Here is a 25,882-nt window from a genome sequence, read left to right on the forward strand (position 1 = left end):
ATTTTCCTAAAATAACTTACTCGCCCAGCCCAATTTTGAGCCTAGCACGGTAAAATAGTTGTAATCTTTTAAATGCAGTAGTTGCAATTTATCAAGGCTTTTTCTAACTAGCACACGATCTTCAGGACTAAAGCTCATTTTTTCTTGCCCATCGCAAATTACTTCCAAATCAGGGGTGTTATATTTTGCAAAACGCAATGAAATTTGGCTATCTCCATCAATAACTAACGGGCGGGAAGAAAGCGTGTGCGGGTGCATTGGCACAAGGGCAATCGCATTCATATTCGGGGTAAGAATTGGGCCGCCAGCAGAAAGTGAATAAGCCGTTGAACCTGTTGGGGTTGCCACAATTAAGCCGTCTGCTCGTTGTGAAAAGGCAAATTTGCCGTCAATATAAACTTCAAATTCAATAATTCGAGCCACCTGTGTGGGGTGAACCACAATTTCATTTAACGCATTATTGGAAGAAATAATTTTGCCGTTACGCTCAATATAGGCTTCGAGTAAGAAACGCTCTTCAATGATATATTCATTTTTCACTAAGCAGTTATAAAGCTGTTCAAAAGCCGTTTGAGGGGCGATATCGGTTAAAAAACCTAAATTACCACGATTAATGCCAATCAGCGGTACACGATATTTCGCTAAAGCACGGGCAACACCTAACATATTGCCATCGCCGCCAATTACAATCACAAGTTCGGCACGTTGCCCGATTTCATCTAAGCTGTAGCTTTCAGTTAATTGCAACTGAGTAGCAACAGCAGCTTCTACCAAGATGGTGTAATCTCTGTCTTTCAGCCAGTTATACACAGCAAGATGTGTTTCAAAAGCAGTATCATGACGAGGTGTGCCAACAATGGCAATCACTTCAAACGGTTTTTGTTGGTTCATTGTCTATTCCTACTCAGATTAGAGAATATGGGTTTGGTACCATTGGTTAAGCAAAATACCGGTATTCACAGCCACATTTAAACCACTATTTAACGGATTGCTAAATGAAAGCTGAATAGTGGTATCTTCTGTATAGGCAATATCACTTGCAGGAATTTCACTTAATATAAAAACCACTTTCTCCGCCAATTTTGTTTTAGTTAAAGAAGGAGCTTGCTTGTGGCGAGTTAAATGCACAATTTGATAACCTGCTTGGCGTAACTGCACTAAGGCAATTTGCTTATTCTTCGTTTCTAAAGCACGCACAAACTCCAAACCACCTTCTGCCACACGAGCCGAAGCACTTGAATTTAAGCTATCCACATTTTCCGTGATGATCCCTGTCACACCATAGAATGCACAGGTGCGGATAATTCCCCCCACATTTTGTGCATTATTTACCCCATCTAGCAAGACCAAACAATCTTGTTTTTTCGGTACTTGCAGGTAGCCTTCTAACACAAACGATGGCGATTTTTTCACTAATAAACACATATCGCCGTGATGTTCTGTACCCGTTACACGTTCCATTTCTTCACGATCGATAACGTGATACGCCTTTTTATTTTCGGCTAAATAACTCATTACATCGCCTAGCTTCTTCGCCCCTTCAACCGTTGCCCATAAACGAACAATCGCTTCAGGACGCTGTTGGAATAACGTAATACACGCATTCTCGCCATAGACTTTCATCTCTTCCAAACGGTTTTTCTTGATTTTTTCCGGCGCTCGAGGCGAAAGTGGGCCTGTTTTTTTCTCTTTTGCTGAACCACCGCCTTTTACCCAAATTTGTACGCTGCCTTCGCCGCTCGCTTTTCTGCCTTCAGTTGGGTAGATATTTTGTGGCTTTTCAAATGCTCTATCTTCACGAAAGCCACGACGTTCAGGCTTACGCTCGCTTTCTTGGCGTAGCTTTCTATCTTGAGATTTGAATGATGAGCGTTCTTGGAATTTTTTCTCTTCCACTGTTTTGAAACGTGGAGCTTTGTTAAATTTGGTATTCATAGCAATTTCTCTCTTAAAAATTGAACGAAGTATAGCACGACAAGCGGTGTTTTATTTGCAAAATTTTACGAAAATCCAACCGCTTGTTTCCCTATTGAACTCGGGCTTTCCCCAAACTGCCGTTTATATTCTCTGCTGAACTGGCTAGGGCTTTCATAACCAATTTGGTAAGCGGTTTCACTTACCCCTAAACCTGATTGTAATTTCTCTCGAGCAACATTCAACCGCAGCGATTTTTGATATTGCAATGGCGTCATTGCTGTTACATTTTTAAAATGGGCGTAAAACCCTGCCACACTCATTCCTACTCGTCGTGCCAACTCTGTCATATTCAAAGGCTTTGCAAATTGCTGAGCCAAAATTTCTGTCGCTTGGGCGATTTTGGCAATATTTCCCTCTTTGGACAGTAATGAACGTAGGTAATCGCCTTGTTCCGACTGCAATAAATAGAAATACAATTCACGCAATATCAAGGGAGAAAGAAACTCGATATAATTTGGAAAATGAAGCAGATTAATTAGCCGAATAAGGCAATCTTCAATCTCATTCTCTAACCCCCATTTATGGCGAGATGATGTAGCTTCACTGATTTTTTTAGAGGGAAGTTGCCTGATAACTTGCGAAATCAACTCAAAATCCAACTGTAATGAAAGTGCAAGATAAGGCTGGTTTTCGCTGGCGGAAATACTTTGCGTGACAATCGGTAAATTCACTGGGCAGAACATCATCTCTTGACCAGAAAATATCTGACATTGCCCATTAGTACAAATTTGTCGTTCCCCTAACAGCACCACACACAAACTTGGCTCTTGCACATAACCACTAAATGCCAAGGCGTGATCTGCAGCGTGAATAGTTAGCCCCTTAATTGACGTACGCCAAACCTCATTTTTCGGGGCAAGTGTAAAAATAGAATGAATAATATCCTGAGAATGTTGCATTGTTTTTAGTATTTTAGAAAATTAGGCAAATATTATAGAGAATTTGGCAAGACAGCAAGTCGAAAAATCCGCATACTATACCTATTCAAAGCAAACATTAAAGAATGCAATATGAACCACACAACCCCTATTTCCACCTTGCAACATTGGCTTAATCAACATATTCCAGCTTGCGAAAGTTTAGGTCTAGTGTTGGAGCAAGCAGATAGCGATTGCGTGAAAGTCAGTTGTGATTTTGACAAAAATCACAATCATCACGGCACAATGTTTGGCGGTAGCCAATTGCTGTTAGCCACCACTTGTGCTTGGCTGGCGGTGCATTTAAATTTCCCTCAAGCGAATGGGAATATCGTGATCCGCCAAAGCGATATGCGTTATCTTGCCCCTGCGAAAAGTCGAGTGTCGGCAATTTGCGGTAAGTTAGAAAGCAAAGAAGTGGGAAATTGCTTGGTAATGCTTCAAAAAAGCGGCAAAGGCAAAATTAACGTGCAATGTGAATTGGTTTGTGATGGAAAAATCGTTTCCGTATTCCACAGTGAATTTGTGATTTTTTGTAATAATTAGGAGTAACTCAATGAAAATTTTTTACCATACTTCAGCAACGGCAACAGGCGGACGTGACGGACACACTCGTGTGGACGATGGCTCAATCGGCTTTGATTTAGTTGGTTTTCAAAATGAAAGTGGCAAAGTCGGCACTAATCCTGAGCAGCTTTTCGCAATGGGCTATGCAGCTTGCTTTGACAGTGCAATGAACCACGTTGCTCCAACACTTGGCATTAAACCGAGCAAATCTTCTACCACTGTTGGTGTGGGTATCGGACAGAAAGAAGGCGGTGCATTTAGTCTTGATCTTGATATCACGATTACAGTGGAAGGATTAAGTTTAGAAGAGGCGAAAAAGCTGATTGAAAAAGCCCACGAAGTTTGCCCATATTCCAATGCAGTGCGTGGCAATGTAGAATGTCGCTTGCACGTTAAAGTGGTAAACGAGTTTGGTTTATAAAAAGTAGAACAAAATACCGTCTAAATGAAAATTTAGGCGGTATTTTTATTCCGGTGCCAAGCCTATTTTTAACCGCATTTTCAATGATATACACATCATTATATGTAAAGGGCAATTCAAGCGGTCGTTTTCCATTAGAAATTTGCAAAAAAATCCGCAAAAACGACCGCCTGTCTATCTTTTTATCGCAATATTCTCTATAATCGCCTATCTTTTATGTTCTTTAAAATCTGGTGGAAATATGAACCCAATGTTAAACATTGCTATTCGTGCTGCACGAAAAGCAGGCAATATTATTGCCAAAGGCTATGAGCAATCGCCTCAAGATACTCAAGTTTCACAAAAAAATACAAACGATTATGTAACCGAAATTGATAAAGCGGCGGAAGCGGCGATTATTGATGTGATCCGTAAATCTTATCCTGATCACTCAATCGTAACCGAAGAGAGTGGCGTATTAAGCGGTAGCAATGAAAACGTGCAATGGGTAATTGATCCATTAGATGGCACCACCAACTTCGTAAAACGCTTACCGCATTTCTCTGTTTCAATTGCCATTCGTGAGAATGGTCGCACAACCGTAGGGGTAGTTTATGACCCTATCCGTAACGAGCTTTTCACCGCTGTGCGTGGCGAAGGTGCAAAATTAAATGAGTTCCGTTTACGCATTGATGCTGAGCGCCGTGATTTAAAAGGCACTATTTTAGCAACAGGTTTCCCTTTCAAAGTGTTAAGACATCGTGAAGCACATTTAAATATGCTTGAAGCGTTAATGAACAACGGTGTGGCAGATTTCCGCCGTACAGGTTCTGCAGCATTAGATTTAGCTTATGTTGCAGCAGCTCGTTTAGATGGTTACTTTGAAATTGGTTTAAAACCTTGGGATTGTGCCGCAGGTGAATTAATCGCTCGTGAAGCAGGTGCGATTGTAACGAACTTTGTTGGCGGAACTGATTACTTAAAATCAGGCAACTTAGTGGTTGGTAATGGTCGTGTCGTAAAAGAAATTTTAAACAGCATTCAGCCAACTTTAACCGAAGAATTAAAAGCTTAATTTTATAACAATAGTATTGATTGTTGTGGGTAATAAATATGATGGAAAATAAGTATCCTCTGTTAAATGAAATCAACTCTCCCGAAGATTTGCGTTTGCTGCCAACCGACAAACTGCAAGAGGTAGTTGATGAATTGAGATCCTATTTGCTGGAGTCTGTGAGCCGAACAAGTGGTCATTTAGCCTCTGGTTTAGGCGTGGTGGAGCTTACGGTTGCATTGCATTATGTTTATCAAACCCCATTTGACCAACTGATTTGGGACGTAGGTCACCAAGCATATCCACACAAAATCTTAACAGGTCGCCGTGAGCAAATGCACACCATCCGTCAAAAAGACGGTATTCACCCTTTCCCTTGGCGTGAAGAAAGTCCTTATGATGTATTAAGTGTGGGGCATTCTTCAACCTCCATTAGTGCGGGGTTAGGTATTGCCGTTGCGGCTGAAAAAGAAGATGCAGGACGCAAAACCGTTTGTGTAATTGGCGATGGTGCAATTACCGCAGGTATGGCGTTTGAAGCGTTGAACCACGCAGGTGCGTTGCATACCGATATGTTGGTTATCTTAAACGATAACGAAATGTCGATTTCGGAAAATGTTGGGGCATTAAATAATCATCTTGCTCGTATTTTCTCTGGTTCGTTTTACACCTCTGTGCGTGATGGCAGTAAAAAAATTCTTGATAAAGTGCCAACGATTAAAAACTTTATGAAGAAAAGTGAAGAGCATATGAAAGGTGTTATCTTCTCGCCGGAAAGCACATTGTTTGAGGAATTGGGCTTTAACTATATTGGGCCTATTGATGGGCATAATATTGAAGAGCTAGTTAAAACGCTAAGTAATATGCGTGAGCTGAAAGGCCCGCAGTTCTTACACGTCCGCACGAAAAAAGGGAAAGGCTACAGCCCAGCAGAAAACGATCCGATTGGCTACCACGGTGTACCTAAATTCGACCCAACAATAAATGAGCTACCAAAATCAAAAGCATTACCAACCTACTCTAATATCTTTGGAGATTGGTTATGTGAAATGGCGGAGCGTGATCCAAAAGTCATCGGCATTACCCCTGCAATGCGTGAAGGCTCTGGTATGGTGGACTTTTCCAAACGTTTCCCAGAACAATATTTTGATGTGGCGATCGCCGAACAACACGCCGTTACCTTTGGCGCAGGCTTAGCTATTGCAGGCTATAAGCCTATAGTGGCAATTTATTCGAGCTTCTTACAACGTGCTTACGATCAGCTTATTCACGATGTAGCAATTCAAAACTTACCTGTTATTTTTGCGATTGATAGAGCGGGCATTGTGGGAGCTGATGGTCAAACCCATCAAGGGGCATTTGATTTAAGTTTTATGCGTTGTATTCCTAATATGACGATTATGGCACCTAGCGATGAAAATGAAATGCGTCAAATGCTTTACACTGCTTATACGATGAATACGCCAACTGCAGTTCGTTACCCTCGTGGTAATGCAAAAGGTGTGGAATTACAACCGATGCAAGCCTTAGAGATTGGCAAAGCTAAAGTCCTCCGAGAAGGGAAAAAAGTCGCTATTTTAAACTTCGGGGCATTATTAGACGAAGCAAAAATTGTGGCAGAAAAGCACGATTATACTCTTGTTGATATGCGTTTCATCAAGCCTCTTGATGAAGCATTACTCCAAAAAATGGCGGATTCTCACGATCTGCTCGTTACACTGGAAGAAAATGCGATTCAAGGCGGCGCAGGTAGCTTTGTAAACGAATATTTGCAAAGTATTGGCAAAATTAAACCACTTGTAATGCTTGGTATTCCTGATTTCTTCGTGCCTCAGTCTACTCAACCAGAGGCGTATGCCGAACTTGGTTTAGATGCAAAAGGTATTGAAGCAAAAATCCAAAAATTCTATTCTTAATCATATAAAATCCCCTTTTAGTAGGGGATTTTTGACATAGTTCACATTTTTGACAAAATATTTCACACAAACCTCACAATTTATTTTACTTTATCTATACTCCTCCTTAAAATGACACGCCTTTTTAGTATTTTCTACTAAAAATATTTCTTCATTCATTTAAGATTATAGGAATTCTACTATGTTGTGGTTCTTCTTCTGCGTAGCCATACTTGTTCTTGGTTACTTTACCTACGGAAAAATTATCGAAAAAATCTTCGTGATTAATCCAAATAAGGTAACACCCGCTAACTCAATGAGAGATGGTGTGGACTATATGCCAATGTCTAAAACCAAGATTTGGCTTATTCAATTATTAAATATTGCGGGTACAGGTCCTATCTTTGGACCAATTTTAGGGGCATTATACGGGCCGGTTGCGATGCTTTGGATTGTATTAGGCTGTATTTTTGCCGGTGCAGTACACGACTATTTCTGTGGTATGTTAAGTATCCGTAATGGTGGTGCAACAATGCCAAACCTTGCAGGTAAATTCTTAGGTCGCCCCGTTAAATTATTTATCAACGTAATGGCATTAATTCTACTTTTATTAGTGGGCGTAGTATTCGTTGCCAGCCCTGCTCAATTATTATCTACCATTACAATGGATATTGCAGGTGTAACTCAAGGGGCAATGGAATTAGGTGATGTGGAAGCTGTAAAAGAAGCTGTTGTAGCAGGTGGTGTAACCGTTTGGGGTATGGATAAAGCTCAGGTTATCTCTGTTTGGACATTAATCATTTTCGGTTACTACATTTTAGCGACTTTATTACCAGTTGATAAAATCATCGGGCGTGTGTACCCAATCTTTGGTGCATTATTGCTGTTTATGTCTGTAGGTATGGTTTACGGCTTAGTCTCTGCACATTTAAGTGCGGCTGATCCGATTGATTTCTTCCGTACGGTAAATGCTGATGGTCAAGGTTTAACCTGGGAAAAATTCACACAAAACTTCCAAGTAAAAGGTGATGTACCAATTTGGCCTTTACTATTCTTAACTATTTCTTGTGGTGCGTTATCAGGCTTCCACGCAACCCAAACTCCATTAATGGCTCGTTGTGCTGAAAATGAAAAAGAAGGTCGCTTTATTTTCTACGGTGCAATGATCACTGAAGGTGTGATCGCATTAGTATGGTGTGCAGTTGGTCTTTCATTCTATGAAAACCCACAAGCATTACAAGATGCAATCTCAGCAGGTTCACCGTCTAAAGTGGTTTATGATAGCTCATTACACTTCTTAGGCTTTATCGGTGGTATCTTTGCAGTATTAGGTGTGATTGTATTACCAATTACTTCAGGCGACACTGCATTCCGTGCTGCACGTTTACAATTAGCGGAAATCTTTGGTATCGAACAACGTACATTAGTAAAACGTTTATACATTGCTGTACCGTTATTCGTAATTGGTTTCCTTGTATCAAAAGTGGACTTCAGCGTATTATGGCGTTACTTTACTTGGGCAAACCAAATGACAGCAATGGTAATGTTATGGACAGCAGCAGGTTACTTATATCGCTACAACAAACTCCACTGGGTATGTTCAATCCCAGCGTGGTTCATTACAACCGTGTGTGCAACTTACTTAGCTTATAACAAAATCGGCTTTGGTTTAGATTACCAATTATCGGTGTACATCGGTTTAGCGATTACAGTAGTATGTATCATCTGCTTCTTCACATTACTTAAACCATATAATGTGCGTGATGAGGATGAGTTAGCAACTAGCTAAACTTGATTAAAAATGCAAAAGTGGGGACAATAGTCCCCATTTTTATTGGTTAGGTAGCTTTAACTATGAGATTTTTTGATACTCACACTCATCTTGATTACCTTTCAGAAAGCCTTGAATTAAGTATTTCTACGCTGGTAGAAAATGCTCGAAAACATCGGGTGAAAAAAATATTAGTGGTTTCTATTTTTGCAAAAAATTTTGAAAAAGTAACCGCTTGTGCTAATGAGAAGCCAGAAAATATTGTTTATGGTTTAGGCTTACACCCACTTTATATTCAACAACATCAACTTTCTGATTTAGATTTATTAGAAAATAGATTAAGTCAAAAAGATCCACTTTGTACTGCAATTGGTGAAATAGGGTTGGAAAAAGCCGTGAGCGAAGTGTCTTCTCCCGAATTATGGAAAAAACAGTGCGAGTTTTTAGAGGCACAGCTTGCTATTGCGAAAAAATTCGATTTACCCGTTAATCTCCATTCACGCAAAAGCCACGATCAGCTTTTCGTCTTTTTGAAAAAAGCCCAGCTCCCGAAAAACGGTGTTGTTCACGGCTTCGCAGGCAGTTATGAGCAGGCAAAACGCTTTGTCGATCTCGGCTATAAAATTGGTGTGGGTGGCACAATTACTTACCAACGAGCCAACAAAACCCGTGAAGCAATCCGAAAATTACCGCTCGAAAGTTTATTGTTGGAAACTGACTCGCCCGATATGCCTGTTTTCGGTTTTCAAGGGCAGCCTAATCGTCCAGAACGACTTATTGCCACATTCAATAGCCTATGTTCATTAAGAACCGAACAGCCCGATCTGATTGCGGCAACCATTTGGAAAAATAGCAAAAGGTTATTTTCTCCTAACTTATACTAACTTTTTTGCCTAAAAGAGATTTAGCCGTTACAATGCTATTCATTCTGTAAAACTCATATTAAGGAAAAATCATTGAATAGCACTAAATTTTACTCCCTTTATGCAGGTATCTTTTTTCTGTTTTTCGGCTATGGTTTATTTCTAAACTCAGCCGGGATTAAACTTGCCGAAATGGGGATAACGGATATTATCATCGGTTTACTTAATGCCGCTTTCTTTATTGGAGCTGCATTAAGCACCATTTTTGCCCACCGAATTGTCTCCAGTGTCGGGCATATCCGCTCTTTTAGTGTATTCTGTGCTGTTTTCGCGATTGCAGCACTCAGCCATATGATGGTGGATAATTTATGGGTTTGGGGCGTATTACGCATTATTTTAGGCTTCTGCCATTACAGTTTGCTGCTTTTAGTAGAAAGTTGGTTAAGTGAAAAAACGAATGTCGATACCAGAGGTAAAGTGCTTGCTACCTATAATATTATCTTCTACCTTGCCTTTATTTTAGGGGTGAGTTTGTTAAGCCTAGAACTCAGTAGCCAAAACATTTTTACCTTGTCTACCATTTTAGTTGTGATGTCGATGATCCCCATTGCTTTAACTAAAATGGTGCAACCCGATATTCCAGCTCGTGAACGCATTAGCATTCCTAAATTATTTGCGATTTCGCCATTAGCCTTAGTTACCAGTTTTATTAGCGGAATGTTGGTCAATGGTTTTTTCACAATGGTGTCGGTATTTCTGCTGAAATTTAGTTTTTCACTAAGCGAAATTTCGCTTTATTTGATGATCTCGATGATTGGTGGTTTTATCAGCCAAATGCCAATGGCGATATTATCTAACCGCATTGGTAGACGTAATGCCATTTTAGCTTGTGCAGTGGTTGCGACCCTTACTGCACTTGTTGGGCTATTTGCAATTTTTCAAGAAAATTTAACCGCTTGGATACAATATATCATCGCCTTTTTATTGGGCTGTAGTCTGTTTAGTTTATATGCGTTCAGTATTGCCCGAGCCAATGATGAATTGCCGAATAATATGAATACCGTTGAGGTAAGTAGAGGCTTACTATTCTGTTATGGTTTAGGGGCATTGATTGCTCCACCACTGATTGGTTTTGCGATGGGGATTTCTGCTGAATATGGATTTTATTCTCTATTTGGGCTGTGTTCGTTAATTCTACTTGTTTGTGCTATCTTGACTAAACCAATTCCGAAAGCAGAACGCGCAGAAATGCAATATGCTACCCCTATTGCAACAGCAAGCCCACTTGAAGAAATCGAAATAATTGAAGACGAGCTTATCCCATTTGATGAAGAAGCGGTGCAAGAATACCAAGCTCAACTTGAAACACTTGAAGAAGAGCTACAAAGCGAAAATGAAAATAGTGAACTTGATGAAGAAAAATCTGCAGATAGCTTAACTGATACGGAAAACAGTAAGGTTTAATTTTCCGTTGTTTTATGCTAAAATTTCCGCGCTTTTATTCCCCACTTGTAAGGGAAATAATAAGCAAATTGCAAAATTTTAATCAAAAAAGACCGCTTGTAAGCGGTTTTTTCATTCTCAAACTCAACAAGTAATCTCTCGTATGGATTACCACTGTAAGGATTTATTATGCCAATTATTACTTTACCAGACGGTTCACAACGTTCATTTGACAACCCGGTTTCCGTAATGGAAGTTGCCCAATCTATCGGTGCCGGTTTAGCAAAAGCAACCATTGCAGGCCGTGTAAATGGCGAACGCCGTGATGCGTGCGATATTATCAGTGAAGACAGTACGCTTGAAATCATCACTGCTAAAGATGAAGATGGTTTAGAGATCATTCGCCACTCAACGGCACACTTATTAGGGCACGCCATTAAACAATTGTTCCCAGATGTCAAAATGGCGATCGGTCCGACCATCGAAAACGGCTTCTACTACGATGTGGATTTAGATCGTTCTTTAACGCAAGAAGATATTGATGCCCTTGAAAAACGTATGTTAGAGCTGGCGAAAACTAACTATGACGTAGTAAAATGCCCTGTAAGCTGGCAAGAAGCTCGTGATACTTTCGAGCAACGTGGCGAGCCATACAAAATGGCAATTTTAGATGAAAACATCGCTCGCACAGATACGCCAGCGTTATATCACCACGAAGAATATATTGATATGTGTCGTGGTCCACACGTGCCAAATATGCGTTTCTGCCAACATTTCAAACTGCAAAAAGTAGCAGGTGCTTACTGGCGTGGCGATAGCAAAAATAAAATGCTACAACGTATTTATGGTACAGCTTGGGCGGATAAAAAACAGTTAAGCGAATACTTAACCCGTTTAGAAGAAGCGGCAAAACGTGACCATCGCCGTATCGGCAAAGCATTAGATTTATACCATATGCAAGAAGAAGCACCGGGTATGGTGTTTTGGCACAATGACGGCTGGACAATTTTCCGTGAGCTTGAAACCTTCGTTCGTACAAAATTAAAAGAGTACGATTACCAAGAAGTAAAAGGCCCATTTATGATGGATCGTGTGCTTTGGGAGAAAACAGGGCATTGGCAAAACTATGCAGATTTAATGTTCACCACCCAATCTGAAAACCGTGAATATGCGATCAAGCCAATGAACTGCCCGGGACACGTTCAAATCTTCAATCAAGGTTTGAAATCTTACCGTGATTTACCAATTCGTATGGCGGAATTTGGTTCTTGCCACCGTAATGAACCATCAGGTTCTTTACACGGTTTAATGCGTGTGCGTGGCTTTACCCAAGACGATGCACATATTTTCTGTACTGAAGAACAAATTGAATCTGAAGTAACAAGCTGTATCAAAATGGTGTATGACATCTACAGCACGTTCGGCTTTACCAACATTGCAGTTAAACTTTCAACCCGCCCGGAAAACCGTATCGGTGATGATGCAATGTGGGATAGAGCGGAAGAAGGCTTAGCAAATGCACTTCGCAATAACGGCTTAGAGTACCAAATTCAAGAAGGCGAAGGAGCATTCTATGGCCCGAAAATTGAGTTTGCTCTTCGTGACTGCTTAGGTCGTGAGTGGCAATGTGGTACAGTTCAATTAGACTTCGCATTACCAGGTCGTTTAGAAGCCTCTTATGTGGCGGAAGACAATGATCGCCGTACACCTGTAATGATTCACCGTGCGATTTTAGGTTCGATTGAGCGTTTCATCGGTATCATTACTGAAGAATACGCAGGTTTCTTCCCAACCTGGCTTGCACCAACCCAAGCGGTAGTGATGAACATTACCGATAGCCAAGCAGACTATGTGAAACAAGTGGTCAAACAGCTTTCAGATGCAGGTATTCGTGTAAAAGCGGATCTTCGTAACGAGAAAGTGGGCTTTAAGGTGCGTGAACACACCCTACGCCGTGTGCCTTATATGCTAGTTTGTGGCGACAAAGAGATTGCAGAAGGCAAAGTGTCTGTGCGTACTCGTAAAGGGGCTGATTTAGGCACTTATAAGGTAGAAGAATTAGTTGAAATTCTGAAAAACCAAATCAAAGCTCGTGAGTTAGCTTTATTAGGCGAAGCCCAAGAGTAAATATTGTTAAAGATGAAACACCCTCAAAAGTATGACTTTTGAGGGTGTTTTTTTACTCTAGAGAAAATCTAATTGGCACAGTTACCGAAGACGGGAAACCCGCTGGCGGCGGTGGCATACTGACTGCCTGTGCACTTCTTACTGCGGCATTGTCCAAATTGCTGTTTCCTGATGAATTAACCACCGAAACATTTGAGATTGCACCAGATGAGGTAAGAGTAAATTTAATGGTTACTGTACCTGTTTTACGCATCATCTTTTCACGCTGAGGATATGAGTTATTCGCCTTGCGTTGTAATGCACGTTGTAATGCGGTTTTATAGGCTGAAAGCTCGCTCGCATTGCCTCCTGCTACATTACTTCCCGTAGTAGAGGTTGAATTTAATGAGCCACCTTTTTGTCCGCCCACAACGCCAGCAACCATTTTTTCGCCTTGTACCGCATTAGGAATAGCTTTTGCGACAATACCTTGTTTGACTTCAGGTCCACGCTCTAAGGCTTTGATTGGTTTTTGCTGAGGCTTCTCTTTGCGTTTCTTTTCTTTTGGTTTCTCTTTTTTCTGTTTTGGACGTTCTTTAGGCTTTTCTTGCTTTGGTTTTTCCTTTTTCGGCTCTTCTTTCTTCGGCTTTAGAACGGGCTCAGGAATAGCTTCAGGCTCAGGTGTTGGCTCAGGTTGAGGCTCTGGCTCTGGTTCAGGCTGTGGCTCAATTTCCTTTACTTCTTCCTCAATAGGATCAGGCGAAGCTGCCACTTGCGGCTGTTCTAATAAAGCCGCAACCATTTCCATTGATAGCGAATTTTGCTCCGCTGCATTTTCGATTTTTTGTTCATTAAGCAAAGCGAAGCTACCACCAATCAATGCACCGTGAATGGCTAATGAGGCAATTAATCCAATTCGAGAATGGTGTTTTTTCATCTCACTTATCCTATTAAGGGGTTACCGGTGCTTGAGTTGGTGTATCCGGTGTATTGGGAACAGGTGTGGCTGCGGTTTCTTTTTTCGTAATAATTGCCACATTTTTGATCTCATTTGCTGATAACACATCGGTTAATTCCACAAATTTTTCAAAAGCAACTGCACCATCAACTTTAAGCGATACTTTCTGGCTTTTATCCCAAGTGGAAACTTCCGCCACAAGCTGCTCTTTTGTGATAGGTTTATCATTAAAGAAAAACTCATTGTTTTCAGTAATGGTCAAAAGTTTAGCAAGTTCATCTGCTTGCATTGGCTGTGTTGTTGTCGCTTTTGGTACATTCACTTGAATTTTACCTTGTGAGATAAAAGAGGCAGTAACTAACACAATAGCGAGCAATACCAACATTATATCAATAAATGGAATGATGTTGATTTCATCAAATTTTTTCATCTTTATATCTTCTTAATGTGCAAAAATGGAGTAAATTAGACCGCTTGATGATTTTTAGCTCGTAGAGCTAACCATTTCAACTTGTTTTCTTCTACTTTACGACCAAAACCGTTATAGAAAACCATTGCAATAATTGCCACTAAAATACCTGCGGCAGTAGCTTTTAATGCTAAAGAAAGGTTTACCATAATTGCCGCAGCATTAATATCGCCGCCCGATTGCCCTAAATTGTAGAAAGTAAGAAGAATACCGATAACTGTACCTAATAAGCCGATATAAGGTGCATTTGAACCAATGGTAGAAATAGTAGTTAGGTTGTGGGTTAAGTCGATTTCTAAGTCTTCTAAGGTGCTGTATTTGGAAATATCGACTTTTGAATAGAACATAATACGTTCAATCGCTTTCCACACACAAATAACGCTTAATAAACCTAATAAGCCTAAAATAACGAAGTCAGTATAACGCTCTAAAAAATGAAAAAGTTGATCCATAAAGTCCTCAAAAAGTATCTGTTTTATAAAATTTGTGCACTTGAAAAGTGTTCGCAATTATATCTAATAAGCATTGAATTTTCAACTTGAAATAATAGTCATTCTCTTCGCTATTTTATGATATAGTTTCGCCATTTTTATGAAGGATAAAATTCATTATGTCAGAAATCACATTTAAAGAAATTACCCCCCAGCAAGCGTGGGAACTAATGGAAAACGAAGGTGCGGTGCTTGCTGATATTCGTGATACTCGCCGTTATGTTTACAGCCACCCACAAGATGCGTTTCATCTAACCAACCAAAGCTACGGCAAATTTTTAGATGAAGTCGATTATGATGAGTCTGTTTTAGTGATTTGTTATCACGGGGTAAGCAGTCAGAGTACCGCTCAATTTTTGATTGAACAAGGCTTTGAAAACGTGTACAGCGTAAAAGGTGGTTTTGAAGCGTGGGAGAGAAACGGACTACCTATTGAAACTTCTTATTAATGCTATAATATAGAATGTAATTTTTAGCTTAAAGAAGGTTTTATGGACTACTTTGTAAACGTAAACGAACAAAACTTTAGCGAAGTATGGAGTGCGGCTGGACAAATGCCAACAGTGTTCCATTTTATTTCACCTCGTGAAATTGCCTCGCTAGAAATGGAAGCATTACTCCGCCGCATTTCAGACGAAAAACCGGGGCAATTTTTGCTTGCAACGGTAAATTGCGATGAACAGCAAGCATTAGCTGCTCAATTTCGTATTCAGCAAGTGCCAACGCTTTACCTTTTTGCAGATGGTCAGCCGATTGATGCGATTCAAGGTGCAGTAAGTGAGCAAGAATTGCGAATTCGCCTTGCCAATATTTTACCGAAAGAGGAAGAGCTGAAATTCAACCAAGCCTTAGAGCTTTTGCAAGATGAACGCTATGAAGAGGCATTAGTGCTGTTGAAATCTGCTTGGGAAATGACGGATAAGAAAAACAGCGATTTTGCCTTGCTCTATGCGGAAACTTACATTGCAATGAAAAATGTTGAGCCAGCTCGTGAAATCTTAAAAGCGATTCCAATTCAAGACAGAGATAGTCGCTGGCACGGTTTACAAGCTCAAATTGAATTATTAGAGCAAGCAAGTGAATCACCTGAATTACAACAGCTTCAAGCCGATTATGCTCAAAACAAAACCCCTGAAATTGCGATAAAATTAGCCAACCAATTACATCAATCGCACAAAAATGAAGAGGCACTCACGCTGTTATTCGATTGGTTAAAATCGGATTTAAATGTTGCAAATGGCGAGGTAAAAATACAATTTTTAGCGATATTATCTGCATTGGGAACTGATCCCATCGTGCCAAAATTCAGAAGACAACTTTATTCACTTTTATATTAATTTGCAAAATTTTTGCAAAAAACGACCGCTTGTAATAATAAAAGCGGAAGAAAATAAGGATTTATGATGACAACTAAACACGCAAAACTCTTAATTTTAGGTTCAGGTCCTGCCGGTTATACCGCAGCGGTGTATGCCGCTCGTGCAAACTTAAACCCTGTGTTAGTAACAGGTATGCAACAAGGCGGACAATTAACTACAACCGATGAAATTGAAAACTGGCCAGGCGAATTTGAACAAATCACCGGCACAGAATTAATGAATAAAATGCTCAAACACGCTGAAAAATTTGGTACCGAAATTGTGTTTGACCATATCCACAGCGTCGATCTTTCTAAACGCCCATTCACATTAAAAGGCGATTTAAACACCTTCACTTGTGATGCGTTAATTATCGCTACAGGGGCTTCAGCAAAATATTTAGGTTTACCCTCTGAAGAGCAATTTAAAGGCAGAGGCGTTTCCGCTTGTGCAACCTGTGATGGTTTCTTCTATCGTAATAAACTTGTTGCGGTGGTAGGGGGTGGTAATACTGCAGTTGAAGAAGCCCTTTATTTAGCGAATTTAGCAAGCGAAGTGCATTTAATTCACCGCCGTGATAGCTTCCGTGCTGAGAAAATTTTGCTTGGTCGCTTACAAAAACGTATCGAAGAAGGCAAAATCATTCTGCATACAGACCGCACGGTGGAAGAAGTGTTAGGCGATAATATGGGCGTAACAGGTTTACGTTTAAAATCGACCAAAGAAGAGCTAACCGAAGAAATTAAAGTTGATGGCTTCTTTGTGGCAATCGGGCACGCACCGAATACGGCGATGTTTGATGGTCAATTAGCGCTTGAAAATGGTTACATTAAAGTGAAATCAGGCTTAGACGGTAATGCAACGGCAACTTCTGTTGAAGGTGTATTTGCGGCAGGTGATGTAATGGATCACAACTACCGCCAAGCAATCACATCAGCAGGTACAGGCTGTATGGCAGCACTTGATGCAGAACGTTTCTTAGATGCTCAAGAAGCATAAGGATAAATGATGAACTTCACCGTGATTATTCCGGCTCGTTATGCCTCCAGCCGTTTGCCTCGCAAGCCGTTGTTGGATATTGCAGGCAAACCGATGATTCAACACGTTTGGGAAAAAGCACAACAAGCAGGGGCAAGCCGTGTGATTATCGCCACCGATCACCCCGAAATTGAAGCAATAGCAAAAGCCTTTGGGGCAGAAGTGTGTATGACTTCAGACAAACACAATTCAGGCACAGAGCGTTTAGCTGAAGTGATCGAGAAGATGCAGATTGCAGATGAGGAAATCATCGTAAACATTCAAGGTGATGAGCCATTAGTTCCACCTGTGATTGTGGAGCAAGTGGCTCGTAATTTAGATGCTTATCAAGTGAATATGGCAACGCTTGGCGTGAAGTTAGAAAACCGTGAAGAGTTATTTAACCCAAATGCGGTGAAAGCGGTGGCGGATAAAAACGGTATGGCATTATATTTCTCCCGTGCTTCTATTCCGTTTGCCAGAGACAGCTTCCCGGATTGTGATGACAATTTTGTTGCCGCTCAAGGTTATTTACGCCACATCGGCATTTATGCTTACCGTGCAGGATTTATAAAACAGTATGTGGCTTGGGAACCAACAGCATTAGAGCAGCTTGAATCCCTTGAGCAGTTAAGAGCCTTATGGTACGGCGAAAAAATTCATATCGAACTGGCAAAAGAAGCCCCACAAGTTGGGGTAGATACGCCGGAAGATTTGGAAAGAGTGCGAGCGATTTTAGCTCGTTAAGCTAACAAGCGGTTTAAATTGTACAATTTTTTGCAAATGTTGAAAAATAGGGCTGAGATAAATCAGCCCTATTTTTATAAAGATTTCCCGGCTTCAGGCAGTAACTCAGGAATACCATTTTTAATTGGGTAAGCAATATTGAGCTTACGATTGATTAATTGATTGTTCTCTTTATCCCATTCTAATTTTTCATTTGAAACAGGGCAGACAAGGTTGTTGAGTAGTTTTTCGTTCATACTATTTTCCTAGTTTTTGTAGAATTGGGGCTAACAAACAAGCGGTCGAATTTTCTGAAAATTTTGCAGAAACAGGCACATACCACCAATTTGCTTGGGCGAATACTTTGCATTTTACCGCATCTTTCTCCGTCATTAATAGTGGCGTTTGGTTATCGGCTAATGCGGTAAGTTGGGTTTTATCGAAATCTTGATGATCAGCAAACCCTTCTGTTTTTCGAAGATTAATGCCTAATTTTTCTAACATCGTAAAAAAGCGAGGCGGATGTCCGATTCCTGCGATCGCCATACAAGGTTGTGTAAATTCACTTAACGGCTTGCGTTCATTAGTAAGCAGATTAATGGCATCAGAAGGTTCAAGCGTCATCAAATGTTCATTTGGTTTTGGCTCTCCACCATTGCAAATAATGGCATTAACGGATTTCAAACGACTTGGCAGCTCACGCAAACCGCCTGCAGGTAATACAAAACCGTTACCAAAACGCCTTACACCATCAACCACCACCCATTCCATAGCACGCTGCAGGGCATAATGCTGCAAGCCATCATCGGTAATAATGACGTCTAACTCAAATTGGCTTAACAGTAATTCAATGCTTTGCTGGCGATTCGGCGAAATTGCCAGCGGCACATTGGTTCGCTGAACAATCAACACAGGTTCATCGCCCACCATTTCAGCCGAGCTTTCTTTGGTAACTAATTGTGGAAAAGTTTTCACTTTACCGCCATAGCCTCGAGAAATCACGCCTACTTTCACACCACGTTGTTGCAGTTGTTCTACTAGCCAAACTACCACAGGCGTTTTACCGTTACCCCCAACCGAGATATTACCCACCACCAACACAGGCACAGGCGAACGATACGATTGCAAAATATTTAGAGAATATAACCGCTTGCGAACATGGCTAATCAACCAAAAGATCAGCGAAAATGGCGAAAGCAGCCAAGTAATAAGGGATTTTTGTTGCCAGATTTTCATTTATTGTTACTCAATATAATAAACTCTACTTTTTTTCTCGCCTTCGGCAGTAAGTAAGCCAAGCTGAACGAATTTCACTAAGTATCTTCTTGTTGCTGATGGGCTGAGTTCTAGTAATTTTGTTGCTTTTTGATTAGTTAGGAAAGCATACTCAGATAAATATTGTTTAATTTTTTTGTATATTAATTGTTCTTTATCGCTCAGTTTATCGCTTGATTTATCGCTCATTTCTATTGTTGAATAGGATTTTACTGTGGCTAAAATCGCTTCAAGCATAAATTCGATAAAGTCAGTAGAATCATTTTTCCGATTGCTTGAGTTAAGTGCTTGATAGTAACGTTGCTGATGTTGGTGAACAATAGTTTCAATAGGCAACCATTCAAAAAGAGCGTTCCATTTGCTTAAAATTAAACTTTGCCAAAGTCTGCCAATTCGCCCGTTTCCATCTGCAAAAGGGTGAATAATTTCTAATTCAAAGTGAATAATGCAACTTTTAATTAAAGCGTGGATTTCACTTTTTTCTGCCCATTTAAATAGATCTTTTACTAATTTAGGTACAAATTCTGCTTTAGCACCAAGATGGATAATATCTGAGCCACTATAAATACCCACTTCTTTTGTTCTAAATTTACCTAATTCTTTGATGAGATCTTGGGTAAGTAATTTATGTGCAAGTAACAAATCTTTGATCTGATAAGGATTTAAGCCAAAAGCAATATCATAGGCTTGGTAAGCGTTTTCAACTTCTCTAATATCTTTAGGGTGAGCTAATATACGCTTACCATTTATGATTCCTGTAACTTGTTCAAGTGTTAGGGGATTACTCTCAATAGCGAGAGAAGATTGAATGGAGCGAATACGTTGCTTTTTGCGTAATTGCAAATCACATTTTTCGAGTGATAGACGTCCAACAATGGAAGAAATTTCCACAATATCATTTAACATTTTATGCGTAATGGTAAATTTCGGTTCCATTCAACTTCCTTAATCAGTTATTAACAAAAAGGTGCATAATGCACCCTTTTATCAATGATTATTCCACCTTCGGCTTATCACCGTTTTCAACACAGCCTTTGCCGATAGTAACCTTTTTCGCATTTAAGGTTGGTAGGTCGTACATTGTATCAAGCAGCAAGTTTTCTACGATTGAACGTAAGCCTCGAGCCCCTGTTTTGCGAGCAATGGCTTTGCCTGCAATGGCGATTAATGCCTCTTTGGTAAAGTGCAACTCAACCCCTTCCATTTCGAATAAGGCTTGATATTGCTTGATGATCGCATTTTTCGGTTCGGTTAAAATTTGAATTAAGGCTTCTTCGTCTAACTCTTGTAGTGGCGTCACTACAGGTAAACGACCGATCAATTCAGGAATTAAGCCGAATTTCACCAAATCTTCTGGTTCCACTTGTTTAAATAATTCCGTTAAATCTTGGCGTGCTTTATCTTTCTTCAATGCTGCACCGAAGCCAATTCCGCCTTGGGTATTGGTGCGAGATTCCACAATTTTATCTAAGCCTGCAAAGGCACCGCCACAAATAAATAAGATTTTTGACGTATCAACTGGAATAGTTTCGCCTTTGGGGTGTTTGCGTCCGCCTTGTGGGTTGATGTTTGCCACCGTGCCTTCAAGCAGTTTTAATAACGCTTGTTGCACACCTTCGCCTGAAACATCACGGGTAATTGAGGCACTTTCCGATTTACGGGTGATTTTGTCAATTTCATCAATAAACACAATACCTCGCTCGGCTTGTTCGGCTTCAAAATCGCATTTCATCAATAATTTTTGAATCACATTTTCAACGTCTTCGCCCACATAACCTGCTTGGGTAAGGGTGGTTGCATCAGCTACTGCAAACGGCACATTTAAACGGCGAGCAAGGGTTTCGGCAAGTAACGTTTTACCGCTACCAGTAGGGCCGATTAATAAAATATTACTTTTACCAAGTTCAACACCATTGGTTACCTCGTGGTTCGATAATGCACTTCTTAAACGTTTGTAGTGATTATAAACTGCCACAGAAAGCACTTTTTTAGCGTGTTCTTGCCCGATAACATAATCATCTAAATGTGCGTGTAACTCGTGCGGTGTTGGCACATTTGTGAAGAAACTCGCTTCATCGTTTTGGTTTTCATCAATTAATGGTTCTTCTTCTCCATTTAATAGAGCGTAAGATTCCTCAATACATTCGTTACAAATATAGCCTTCAGTACCTTCTACTAATTGATCGACTTCAGTGCGTTTTTTACCGCAAAAACTGCAGTGTGGTTCTTTTTCAAACGCCATTATGCCACCTCGCTACGAGAGGTTAAAACTTTGTCAATTAAGCCATATTCAGCCGCTTCTTCGGCAGACATAAAATTATCACGCTCAGTATCGGCTAACACTTTTTCATAATCTTGCCCGCTATGTTCTGCCATACGGCGGGTAAGGGTTGCCTTTAAGCGTAAAATTTCTTCCGCTTGAATTTGAATATCCGTTGCTTGACCTCTCGCACCACCTAAAGGTTGATGAATCATAATGCGTGCGTGAGGGAGTGCAAAACGCTTGCCTTTTGCCCCGGCTGAAAGCAAAAATGCCCCCATTGAAGCAGCTTGCCCGGTACAAAGGGTTGCTACATCCGGCTTGATGAAATTCATTGTATCATAAATTGCCAAGCCTGCCGTTACTACACCACCCGGTGAGTTAATGTATAAATAGATGTCTTTTTCCGGATCTTCGGCTTCTAAAAACAGAAGTTGTGCCACAATCAGGTTTGCCATATTGTCTTCCACCTGACCGTTTAAAAAAATAATACGCTCTTTTAATAAACGTGAATAAATGTCGTAAGAACGTTCGCCTTTTGAGGTCTGTTCTACCACCATTGGGACTAATGCCATTTTGTTTTCCTCTGTCGTAATACAAAATCTCGCTATTCTAGCAAATTTTCAGAAAATCATTAACAACAAGCGGTCAGATTGTTAAAATCTTTTGCAAATGATGAGGAAATTATGACATTAACAGAAATTTACCAAAAATTTGAACATTGCAAATCGTGGGAAGAAAGATACCGCTTGTTAATTCAGCTAAGTCGTTTGTTACCAAAACCAAGTGAGCAAGAGTTGGCACAAATAGCGGAAATTGAGGGCTGTGAAAGCCGTTTATGGTTTGAATTTCAAGCTGAGCCACGAAAAGTAGTAGCATATAGCGATGCCCGTTTAATGCAGGGGCTTTTATTTATTGTGAGTGTAGCTTTAACTGAAAAGACGGCAGAAGGACTGAAAGCCTTTGACTTAAAAACGATGTTTGATGAGCTAAAAATTTCACAGAATTTAACCAGCACAAGGTTAAATGGGTTGGGGCAAATTCAGCAGTTAATTTGGAAGTAATGTTAATAAATACTCTTAATTTCCCCTCTTTAGCAAAGAGGGGTTAGGGGAGATTTGGCAGAAATTATTTTACGCTCATACGAAATTTGGACATCGTATCAAATCTCCCCCAGCCCCTCTTTTCTAAAGAGGGGAGCTAGAATAGTATTTTTAAAAGCAAAAAAGCCTCTGATTTCTCAGAGGCTTAAATTTGTTGGCGGAACGGACGGGACTCGAACCCGCGACCCCCTGCGTGACAGGCAGGTATTCTAACCAGCTGAACTACCGCTCCGTACTGGTATTTGAATAATAGTGCGTTCATAGAAATTGAGCAATCAAATTTTAAAAAAATAGCGTTTGATTGATGGTAAAATAACCACATCGAAAATGAACCATTTACTATTTTCGCTTTTGTACTTTTACAAACAGCAATGGTGGGCGATGTTGTAAGTCTTTAAATTCATTATGCCATTCGGGTTGATCGGCAAGCATTGGTTCTTCTACTTGCATAATCTCAAAGCCTGCTTGGATTAAGTTATTTAATATGGTTGCCGTTGTGCGGTGATAGGTTTTAAACGGTTGCTGAAACCAACTTCTATCTCGTTCGCCTTCATCTCGATAATAATTTAACCTATAAGCAACTTGCTGTTTTGCTTCGTTTTTCTCCCAACGGTAGCCCTCTTTATAACAGGTTACAATCGGGTGTTCTTGAGAGAAAATTAACCTACCGCAAGCGGTCATTTTTGCTGAAATTTTTGCAAGTAAGTCGGCAAAATCGGCAATGTAGTGAAAGGCAAAGGAGCTGGTTACCACATCAAAATCGCTTTCCTCAATTTCATTTAGCCTTTCCATCGGCAAGCAGTAGAGAGAAAAATCGTTGCCTTTTTGCCAATGAGCAGAAAGCTCGGTTTCCGCCTGTTGTAGCATTAATTCAGATAAGTCCAGCCCTACCACTTTTTCCGCCCCAAGCGTTAAATAATGAGCTAAATGAACCCCTGTGCCACAGCCAAGATCTAGCACTTTTTTTCCTTTCAAATCGGGCAGAAGTGAAAACATTGTCGGCTTTTCCACTACTTCATTCATACTGATTGGATTTTGGCGAAGTTGTTGGTAACGCTCGAAGAAAATAGGGGTGTCGTAAATGCTTTTTTTCACGTAATAGCCTTTAAACAAATATAAAATAAGGCGGAGTAAAACCCGCCGCTACGATATGATTAATAAGTCGATAATTTTCGCAAAGTTTCAAACGCTTTTCCACTCTCAAGCGTTTCTTTTACTTTTTGCACGTTGGCTTTTAAATCATCTTCCCCAAAGGTTTTCATTAATAAGGCGACATTTGCCGCCACTGCATCAATATGAGCAGGTTCGCCTTTGCCTTGTAAGATAGCGGTAACTTTTTCGGCATTTTCTGCAGGTTCACCGCCTTTGAGATCTTCTAACAAGTGGCGTTTAATGCCAAAATCTTCAGAGGTTAATGTGTAGTATTCAATCTGCCCGTTTTTGATTTCAGCCACCTGAGTTTCGCCGTGAACCGCCACTTCATCTAAGCCTGCACCGTGTACCACAATGGTATGCTCACAGCCTAAGGCTTTTACTGTTTCAGCATACACTTTCACTAACTCTGGCGAATACACACCGAGTAGCTGGCGTTTAGCGTGAGCAGGGTTTACTAAAGGCCCTAAAATATTAAATAACGTGCGAGTTTTTAAGGCTTGGCGAACGGGAGCTGCGTATTTAAAACCGCTGTGGTAAGTTGGGGCGAATAAAAAGCAGATGTTGGTTTCATCTAAAGCAAGGCGAGCCGTTTCAGGCGTAACGCCAACATTAATGCCTAAATGGCTTAATACATCGCTTGAGCCTGTTTTGCTTGATACGCTGCGGTTGCCGTGCTTAGCAATTTTATAGCCCATTGTAGCGGCAACAATCGCACTGGTGGTAGAAATATTGATAGTATTATGCCCATCACCCCCTGTGCCGACAATATCGGCAAAAGAGTAATCTGGTGTTGGGAACGGATTGGCATTTTCCAGAGCGGCTTTTGCAGCCCCTGCAATTTCATCAACGGTTTCGCCACGCAATTTTAGGGCGATTAAAGCTGCGGCAAGTTGTTCGTTCGAGACATTGCCTTTAATCACTTCACTGAAAAACGCATTAGATTCCGCCTCGCTTAAGGCTTGGTTTGCGAATAATTTATCTAAAAGTGCTTGCATAGAGATTCCTTTTTAGTTTGTTATTTCTAGCGATGTACTTGATATTCCAAATCGGTTGCTTCATTACCGGTCATTCCACGAAAGCCCCAGCAATGCTCAGGTTGCTCTTTAATAGTAATTTCAACGTCCATTGGCATAATGCCGACTTTCGATTGTAGGGTGCTAAACAACCCTTTGATCAGGCGTTTTTTGATTTGCTCGCTCCGCCCTTGCATTAGGTTAATTTCAATCACGATGAAATTTTCGCTGCGGTTAATTGGCGGATAGAAATCCTCTCGATCTAATAACTCAAAACGCAAAGCGTGGCGTTGTTTTGGTACACCTAAGCTCATTTCCATACAGTAAAAAATGGCTTCTGCGATTTTTGCTCGGCGGTCAGCTAAGGCGTGTCTTAAACCATAGATACTAATCATTTTCTCTCTCCTAATAACCATTCAACCGATTGTTTTAATAATTTTGTGCCTTGGACGGTTAAAATCGATTCTGGGTGGAACTGGAAGCCACAAATCGGCAGAGTTTTATGGCGAATTGCCATCACAATATGTTCAAATTTTGCATTCACGATAAATTCATCAGGCAATTCATCGCCCATTAACGAGTGATAACGTGCCACAGGCATTGGGTTGTTAATATCGGCAAACATCGCTTGGTTGTCGTGTTCAATGCGAGAGACCTTGCCGTGTAATACCGTGCCAGTATGCACCACTTTGCCACCAAAGGCTTCAATCAGGGCTTGATGACCTAAACAGATGCCAATCATCGGCACTTTATCTTTGAGCTGTCGGATAATTTCCAGCATATTTCCAGCTTCAGCAGGATTTCCCGGCCCCGGAGAAAGTGCTACCAAACAGTTTGGTGTGTTTTGTGCTTTAGCTAAAAAATCCTCGAGTGGGTAGTCATTACGGAAAATCGTAACTTGATGCCCTAACTCACGGAATTGATCCACCAAGTTATAAGTAAAAGAGTCGAAGTTATCAATAAAAAGAATATTTGCCATTGTTTTTTTATCCTATTTTCTCTCCCCTTCTTTAGAAAAACTGAGCTATCAGGTTCTATCTTATATCCGTAGGGACGGGTCTCTG

At 40.5% G+C, this 25,882-nt stretch carries 28 protein-coding genes and 1 tRNA gene; 13 read left to right on the forward strand and 16 right to left on the reverse strand.

Annotation, left to right across the window (positions count from 1 at the left end; translation table 11 throughout):
- Positions 1-6 precede the first annotated feature (6 nt).
- The 3 genes from ACERCF_RS02475 to ACERCF_RS02485 all read right to left on the reverse strand — a co-directional run bounded on the left by ACERCF_RS02475 (position 7) and on the right by ACERCF_RS02485 (position 2,876).
- A complete protein-coding gene (locus tag ACERCF_RS02475; protein ID WP_373610584.1) occupies positions 7-891 on the reverse strand; it encodes an NAD(+) kinase in 885 nt (294 codons plus the stop codon).
- An 18-nt stretch (positions 892-909) separates the two neighbouring features.
- Positions 910-1,935, reverse strand: coding sequence for a TrmH family RNA methyltransferase (locus ACERCF_RS02480; protein ID WP_373610585.1), 1,026 nt, complete (start codon positions 1,933-1,935; stop codon positions 910-912).
- Positions 1,936-2,000: 65 nt separating this feature from the next.
- Positions 2,001-2,876, reverse strand: a complete 876-nt coding sequence (locus tag ACERCF_RS02485) for an AraC family transcriptional regulator (RefSeq protein WP_373624510.1) — start codon at positions 2,874-2,876, stop codon at positions 2,001-2,003.
- A 111-nt stretch (positions 2,877-2,987) separates the two neighbouring features.
- Between ACERCF_RS02485 and ACERCF_RS02490 the strand changes: the two genes are divergently transcribed.
- From ACERCF_RS02490 to thrS, 8 genes are all read left to right on the forward strand, one after another.
- Entirely contained in the window at positions 2,988-3,440 is a 453-nt protein-coding gene (locus tag ACERCF_RS02490; RefSeq protein ID WP_373624511.1) for a YiiD C-terminal domain-containing protein, read from the forward strand.
- A gap of 10 nt (positions 3,441-3,450) precedes the next feature.
- Entirely contained in the window at positions 3,451-3,882 is a 432-nt protein-coding gene (locus tag ACERCF_RS02495; RefSeq protein WP_373624512.1) for an organic hydroperoxide resistance protein, read from the forward strand.
- A 241-nt stretch (positions 3,883-4,123) separates the two neighbouring features.
- Positions 4,124-4,936: an inositol-1-monophosphatase gene (gene suhB, locus ACERCF_RS02500; protein ID WP_373610589.1), complete on the forward strand. Its 813-nt coding sequence runs from the start codon at positions 4,124-4,126 to the stop codon at positions 4,934-4,936.
- A gap of 41 nt (positions 4,937-4,977) precedes the next feature.
- Complete coding sequence (dxs, locus tag ACERCF_RS02505; protein WP_373624581.1) at positions 4,978-6,831, forward strand: 1-deoxy-D-xylulose-5-phosphate synthase; 1,854 nt, start codon at positions 4,978-4,980, stop codon at positions 6,829-6,831.
- Between the two features lie 181 nt (positions 6,832-7,012).
- Positions 7,013-8,599: a carbon starvation CstA family protein gene (locus ACERCF_RS02510; protein ID WP_373610590.1), complete on the forward strand. Its 1,587-nt coding sequence runs from the start codon at positions 7,013-7,015 to the stop codon at positions 8,597-8,599.
- Positions 8,600-8,664: 65 nt separating this feature from the next.
- Positions 8,665-9,465 carry a TatD family hydrolase gene (locus ACERCF_RS02515; RefSeq protein ID WP_373624513.1) on the forward strand — a complete coding sequence of 267 codons (801 nt, stop codon included), beginning with the start codon at positions 8,665-8,667 and terminating at the stop codon, positions 9,463-9,465.
- Between the two features lie 72 nt (positions 9,466-9,537).
- Entirely contained in the window at positions 9,538-10,908 is a 1,371-nt protein-coding gene (locus ACERCF_RS02520) for an MFS transporter (RefSeq protein WP_373624514.1), read from the forward strand.
- 168 nt (positions 10,909-11,076) lie between these two features.
- Positions 11,077-13,014 (forward strand): threonine--tRNA ligase, encoded by a 1,938-nt coding sequence (gene thrS / locus ACERCF_RS02525; protein WP_373624515.1) that lies wholly within the window; start codon positions 11,077-11,079, stop codon positions 13,012-13,014.
- 52 nt (positions 13,015-13,066) lie between these two features.
- Here thrS and ACERCF_RS02530 read toward each other — a convergent pair whose 3' ends face one another.
- From ACERCF_RS02530 to exbB, 3 genes are read right to left on the reverse strand one after another with little or no spacing between them, the layout of a single operon-like run.
- The gene (locus ACERCF_RS02530) at positions 13,067-13,930 is read right to left on the reverse strand and encodes a TonB family protein (protein WP_373624516.1); all 864 of its coding nucleotides are present in this window, start codon (positions 13,928-13,930) and stop codon (positions 13,067-13,069) included.
- Positions 13,931-13,943: 13 nt separating this feature from the next.
- Positions 13,944-14,381: a TonB system transport protein ExbD gene (exbD, locus tag ACERCF_RS02535; protein ID WP_373610596.1), complete on the reverse strand. Its 438-nt coding sequence runs from the start codon at positions 14,379-14,381 to the stop codon at positions 13,944-13,946.
- 35 nt (positions 14,382-14,416) lie between these two features.
- Positions 14,417-14,872, reverse strand: a complete 456-nt coding sequence (gene exbB, locus ACERCF_RS02540) for a TonB-system energizer ExbB (RefSeq protein ID WP_373610597.1) — start codon at positions 14,870-14,872, stop codon at positions 14,417-14,419.
- Positions 14,873-15,030: 158 nt separating this feature from the next.
- On the opposite strand from exbB, the gene glpE reads away from it, so the two are divergent.
- The 4 genes from glpE to kdsB all read left to right on the forward strand — a co-directional run bounded on the left by glpE (position 15,031) and on the right by kdsB (position 18,033).
- Positions 15,031-15,360: a thiosulfate sulfurtransferase GlpE gene (glpE, locus tag ACERCF_RS02545; RefSeq protein WP_373610598.1), complete on the forward strand. Its 330-nt coding sequence runs from the start codon at positions 15,031-15,033 to the stop codon at positions 15,358-15,360.
- Positions 15,361-15,402: 42 nt separating this feature from the next.
- Positions 15,403-16,248: a co-chaperone YbbN gene (locus tag ACERCF_RS02550; protein ID WP_373610599.1), complete on the forward strand. Its 846-nt coding sequence runs from the start codon at positions 15,403-15,405 to the stop codon at positions 16,246-16,248.
- Positions 16,249-16,314: 66 nt separating this feature from the next.
- Positions 16,315-17,268, forward strand: a complete 954-nt coding sequence (trxB, locus tag ACERCF_RS02555; protein ID WP_373610600.1) for a thioredoxin-disulfide reductase — start codon at positions 16,315-16,317, stop codon at positions 17,266-17,268.
- A gap of 9 nt (positions 17,269-17,277) precedes the next feature.
- On the forward strand, positions 17,278-18,033 hold the full coding sequence (gene kdsB / locus ACERCF_RS02560) for a 3-deoxy-manno-octulosonate cytidylyltransferase (protein WP_373624517.1): 756 nt from the start codon (positions 17,278-17,280) through the stop codon (positions 18,031-18,033).
- A gap of 74 nt (positions 18,034-18,107) precedes the next feature.
- On the opposite strand, the gene ACERCF_RS02565 is transcribed toward kdsB, so the two are convergent.
- From ACERCF_RS02565 to clpP, 5 genes are read right to left on the reverse strand one after another with little or no spacing between them, the layout of a single operon-like run.
- A complete protein-coding gene (locus tag ACERCF_RS02565; RefSeq protein WP_373610601.1) occupies positions 18,108-18,269 on the reverse strand; it encodes a Trm112 family protein in 162 nt (53 codons plus the stop codon).
- A 1-nt stretch (position 18,270) separates the two neighbouring features.
- Positions 18,271-19,248, reverse strand: coding sequence for a tetraacyldisaccharide 4'-kinase (gene lpxK, locus ACERCF_RS02570; protein ID WP_373624518.1), 978 nt, complete (start codon positions 19,246-19,248; stop codon positions 18,271-18,273).
- A gap of 6 nt (positions 19,249-19,254) precedes the next feature.
- A complete protein-coding gene (locus tag ACERCF_RS02575; RefSeq protein WP_373624519.1) occupies positions 19,255-20,223 on the reverse strand; it encodes a Fic family protein in 969 nt (322 codons plus the stop codon).
- Between the two features lie 58 nt (positions 20,224-20,281).
- Entirely contained in the window at positions 20,282-21,529 is a 1,248-nt protein-coding gene (gene clpX, locus ACERCF_RS02580; protein ID WP_373624520.1) for an ATP-dependent protease ATP-binding subunit ClpX, read from the reverse strand.
- Complete coding sequence (gene clpP / locus ACERCF_RS02585; protein ID WP_373610605.1) at positions 21,529-22,122, reverse strand: ATP-dependent Clp endopeptidase proteolytic subunit ClpP; 594 nt, start codon at positions 22,120-22,122, stop codon at positions 21,529-21,531. The genes clpX and clpP overlap by 1 nt, the downstream gene beginning before the upstream one ends.
- Before the next feature lie 111 nt (positions 22,123-22,233).
- Between clpP and ACERCF_RS02590 the strand changes: the two genes are divergently transcribed.
- Positions 22,234-22,611: a SufE family protein gene (locus ACERCF_RS02590; RefSeq protein WP_373624521.1), complete on the forward strand. Its 378-nt coding sequence runs from the start codon at positions 22,234-22,236 to the stop codon at positions 22,609-22,611.
- Positions 22,612-22,805: 194 nt separating this feature from the next.
- Here ACERCF_RS02590 and ACERCF_RS02595 read toward each other — a convergent pair.
- The 5 genes from ACERCF_RS02595 to ACERCF_RS02615 all read right to left on the reverse strand — a co-directional run bounded on the left by ACERCF_RS02595 (position 22,806) and on the right by ACERCF_RS02615 (position 25,797).
- Positions 22,806-22,882: transfer RNA gene (locus ACERCF_RS02595), tRNA-Asp, on the reverse strand.
- A 107-nt stretch (positions 22,883-22,989) separates the two neighbouring features.
- Positions 22,990-23,745 (reverse strand): class I SAM-dependent DNA methyltransferase, encoded by a 756-nt coding sequence (locus ACERCF_RS02600; protein WP_373624522.1) that lies wholly within the window; start codon positions 23,743-23,745, stop codon positions 22,990-22,992.
- Between the two features lie 59 nt (positions 23,746-23,804).
- Positions 23,805-24,800 carry an anthranilate phosphoribosyltransferase gene (gene trpD / locus ACERCF_RS02605; protein WP_373624523.1) on the reverse strand — a complete coding sequence of 332 codons (996 nt, stop codon included), beginning with the start codon at positions 24,798-24,800 and terminating at the stop codon, positions 23,805-23,807.
- Positions 24,801-24,826: 26 nt separating this feature from the next.
- A complete protein-coding gene (locus ACERCF_RS02610) occupies positions 24,827-25,213 on the reverse strand; it encodes a tautomerase family protein (protein WP_373624524.1) in 387 nt (128 codons plus the stop codon).
- A complete protein-coding gene (locus ACERCF_RS02615; RefSeq protein ID WP_373624525.1) occupies positions 25,210-25,797 on the reverse strand; it encodes an aminodeoxychorismate/anthranilate synthase component II in 588 nt (195 codons plus the stop codon). The genes ACERCF_RS02610 and ACERCF_RS02615 overlap by 4 nt, the downstream gene beginning before the upstream one ends.
- Positions 25,798-25,882: the final 85 nt, after the last annotated feature.

The sequence above is a fragment of the Mannheimia kashgarensis genome (genome assembly GCF_041807705.1).
GTDB lineage: Bacteria > Pseudomonadota > Gammaproteobacteria > Enterobacterales > Pasteurellaceae > Mannheimia.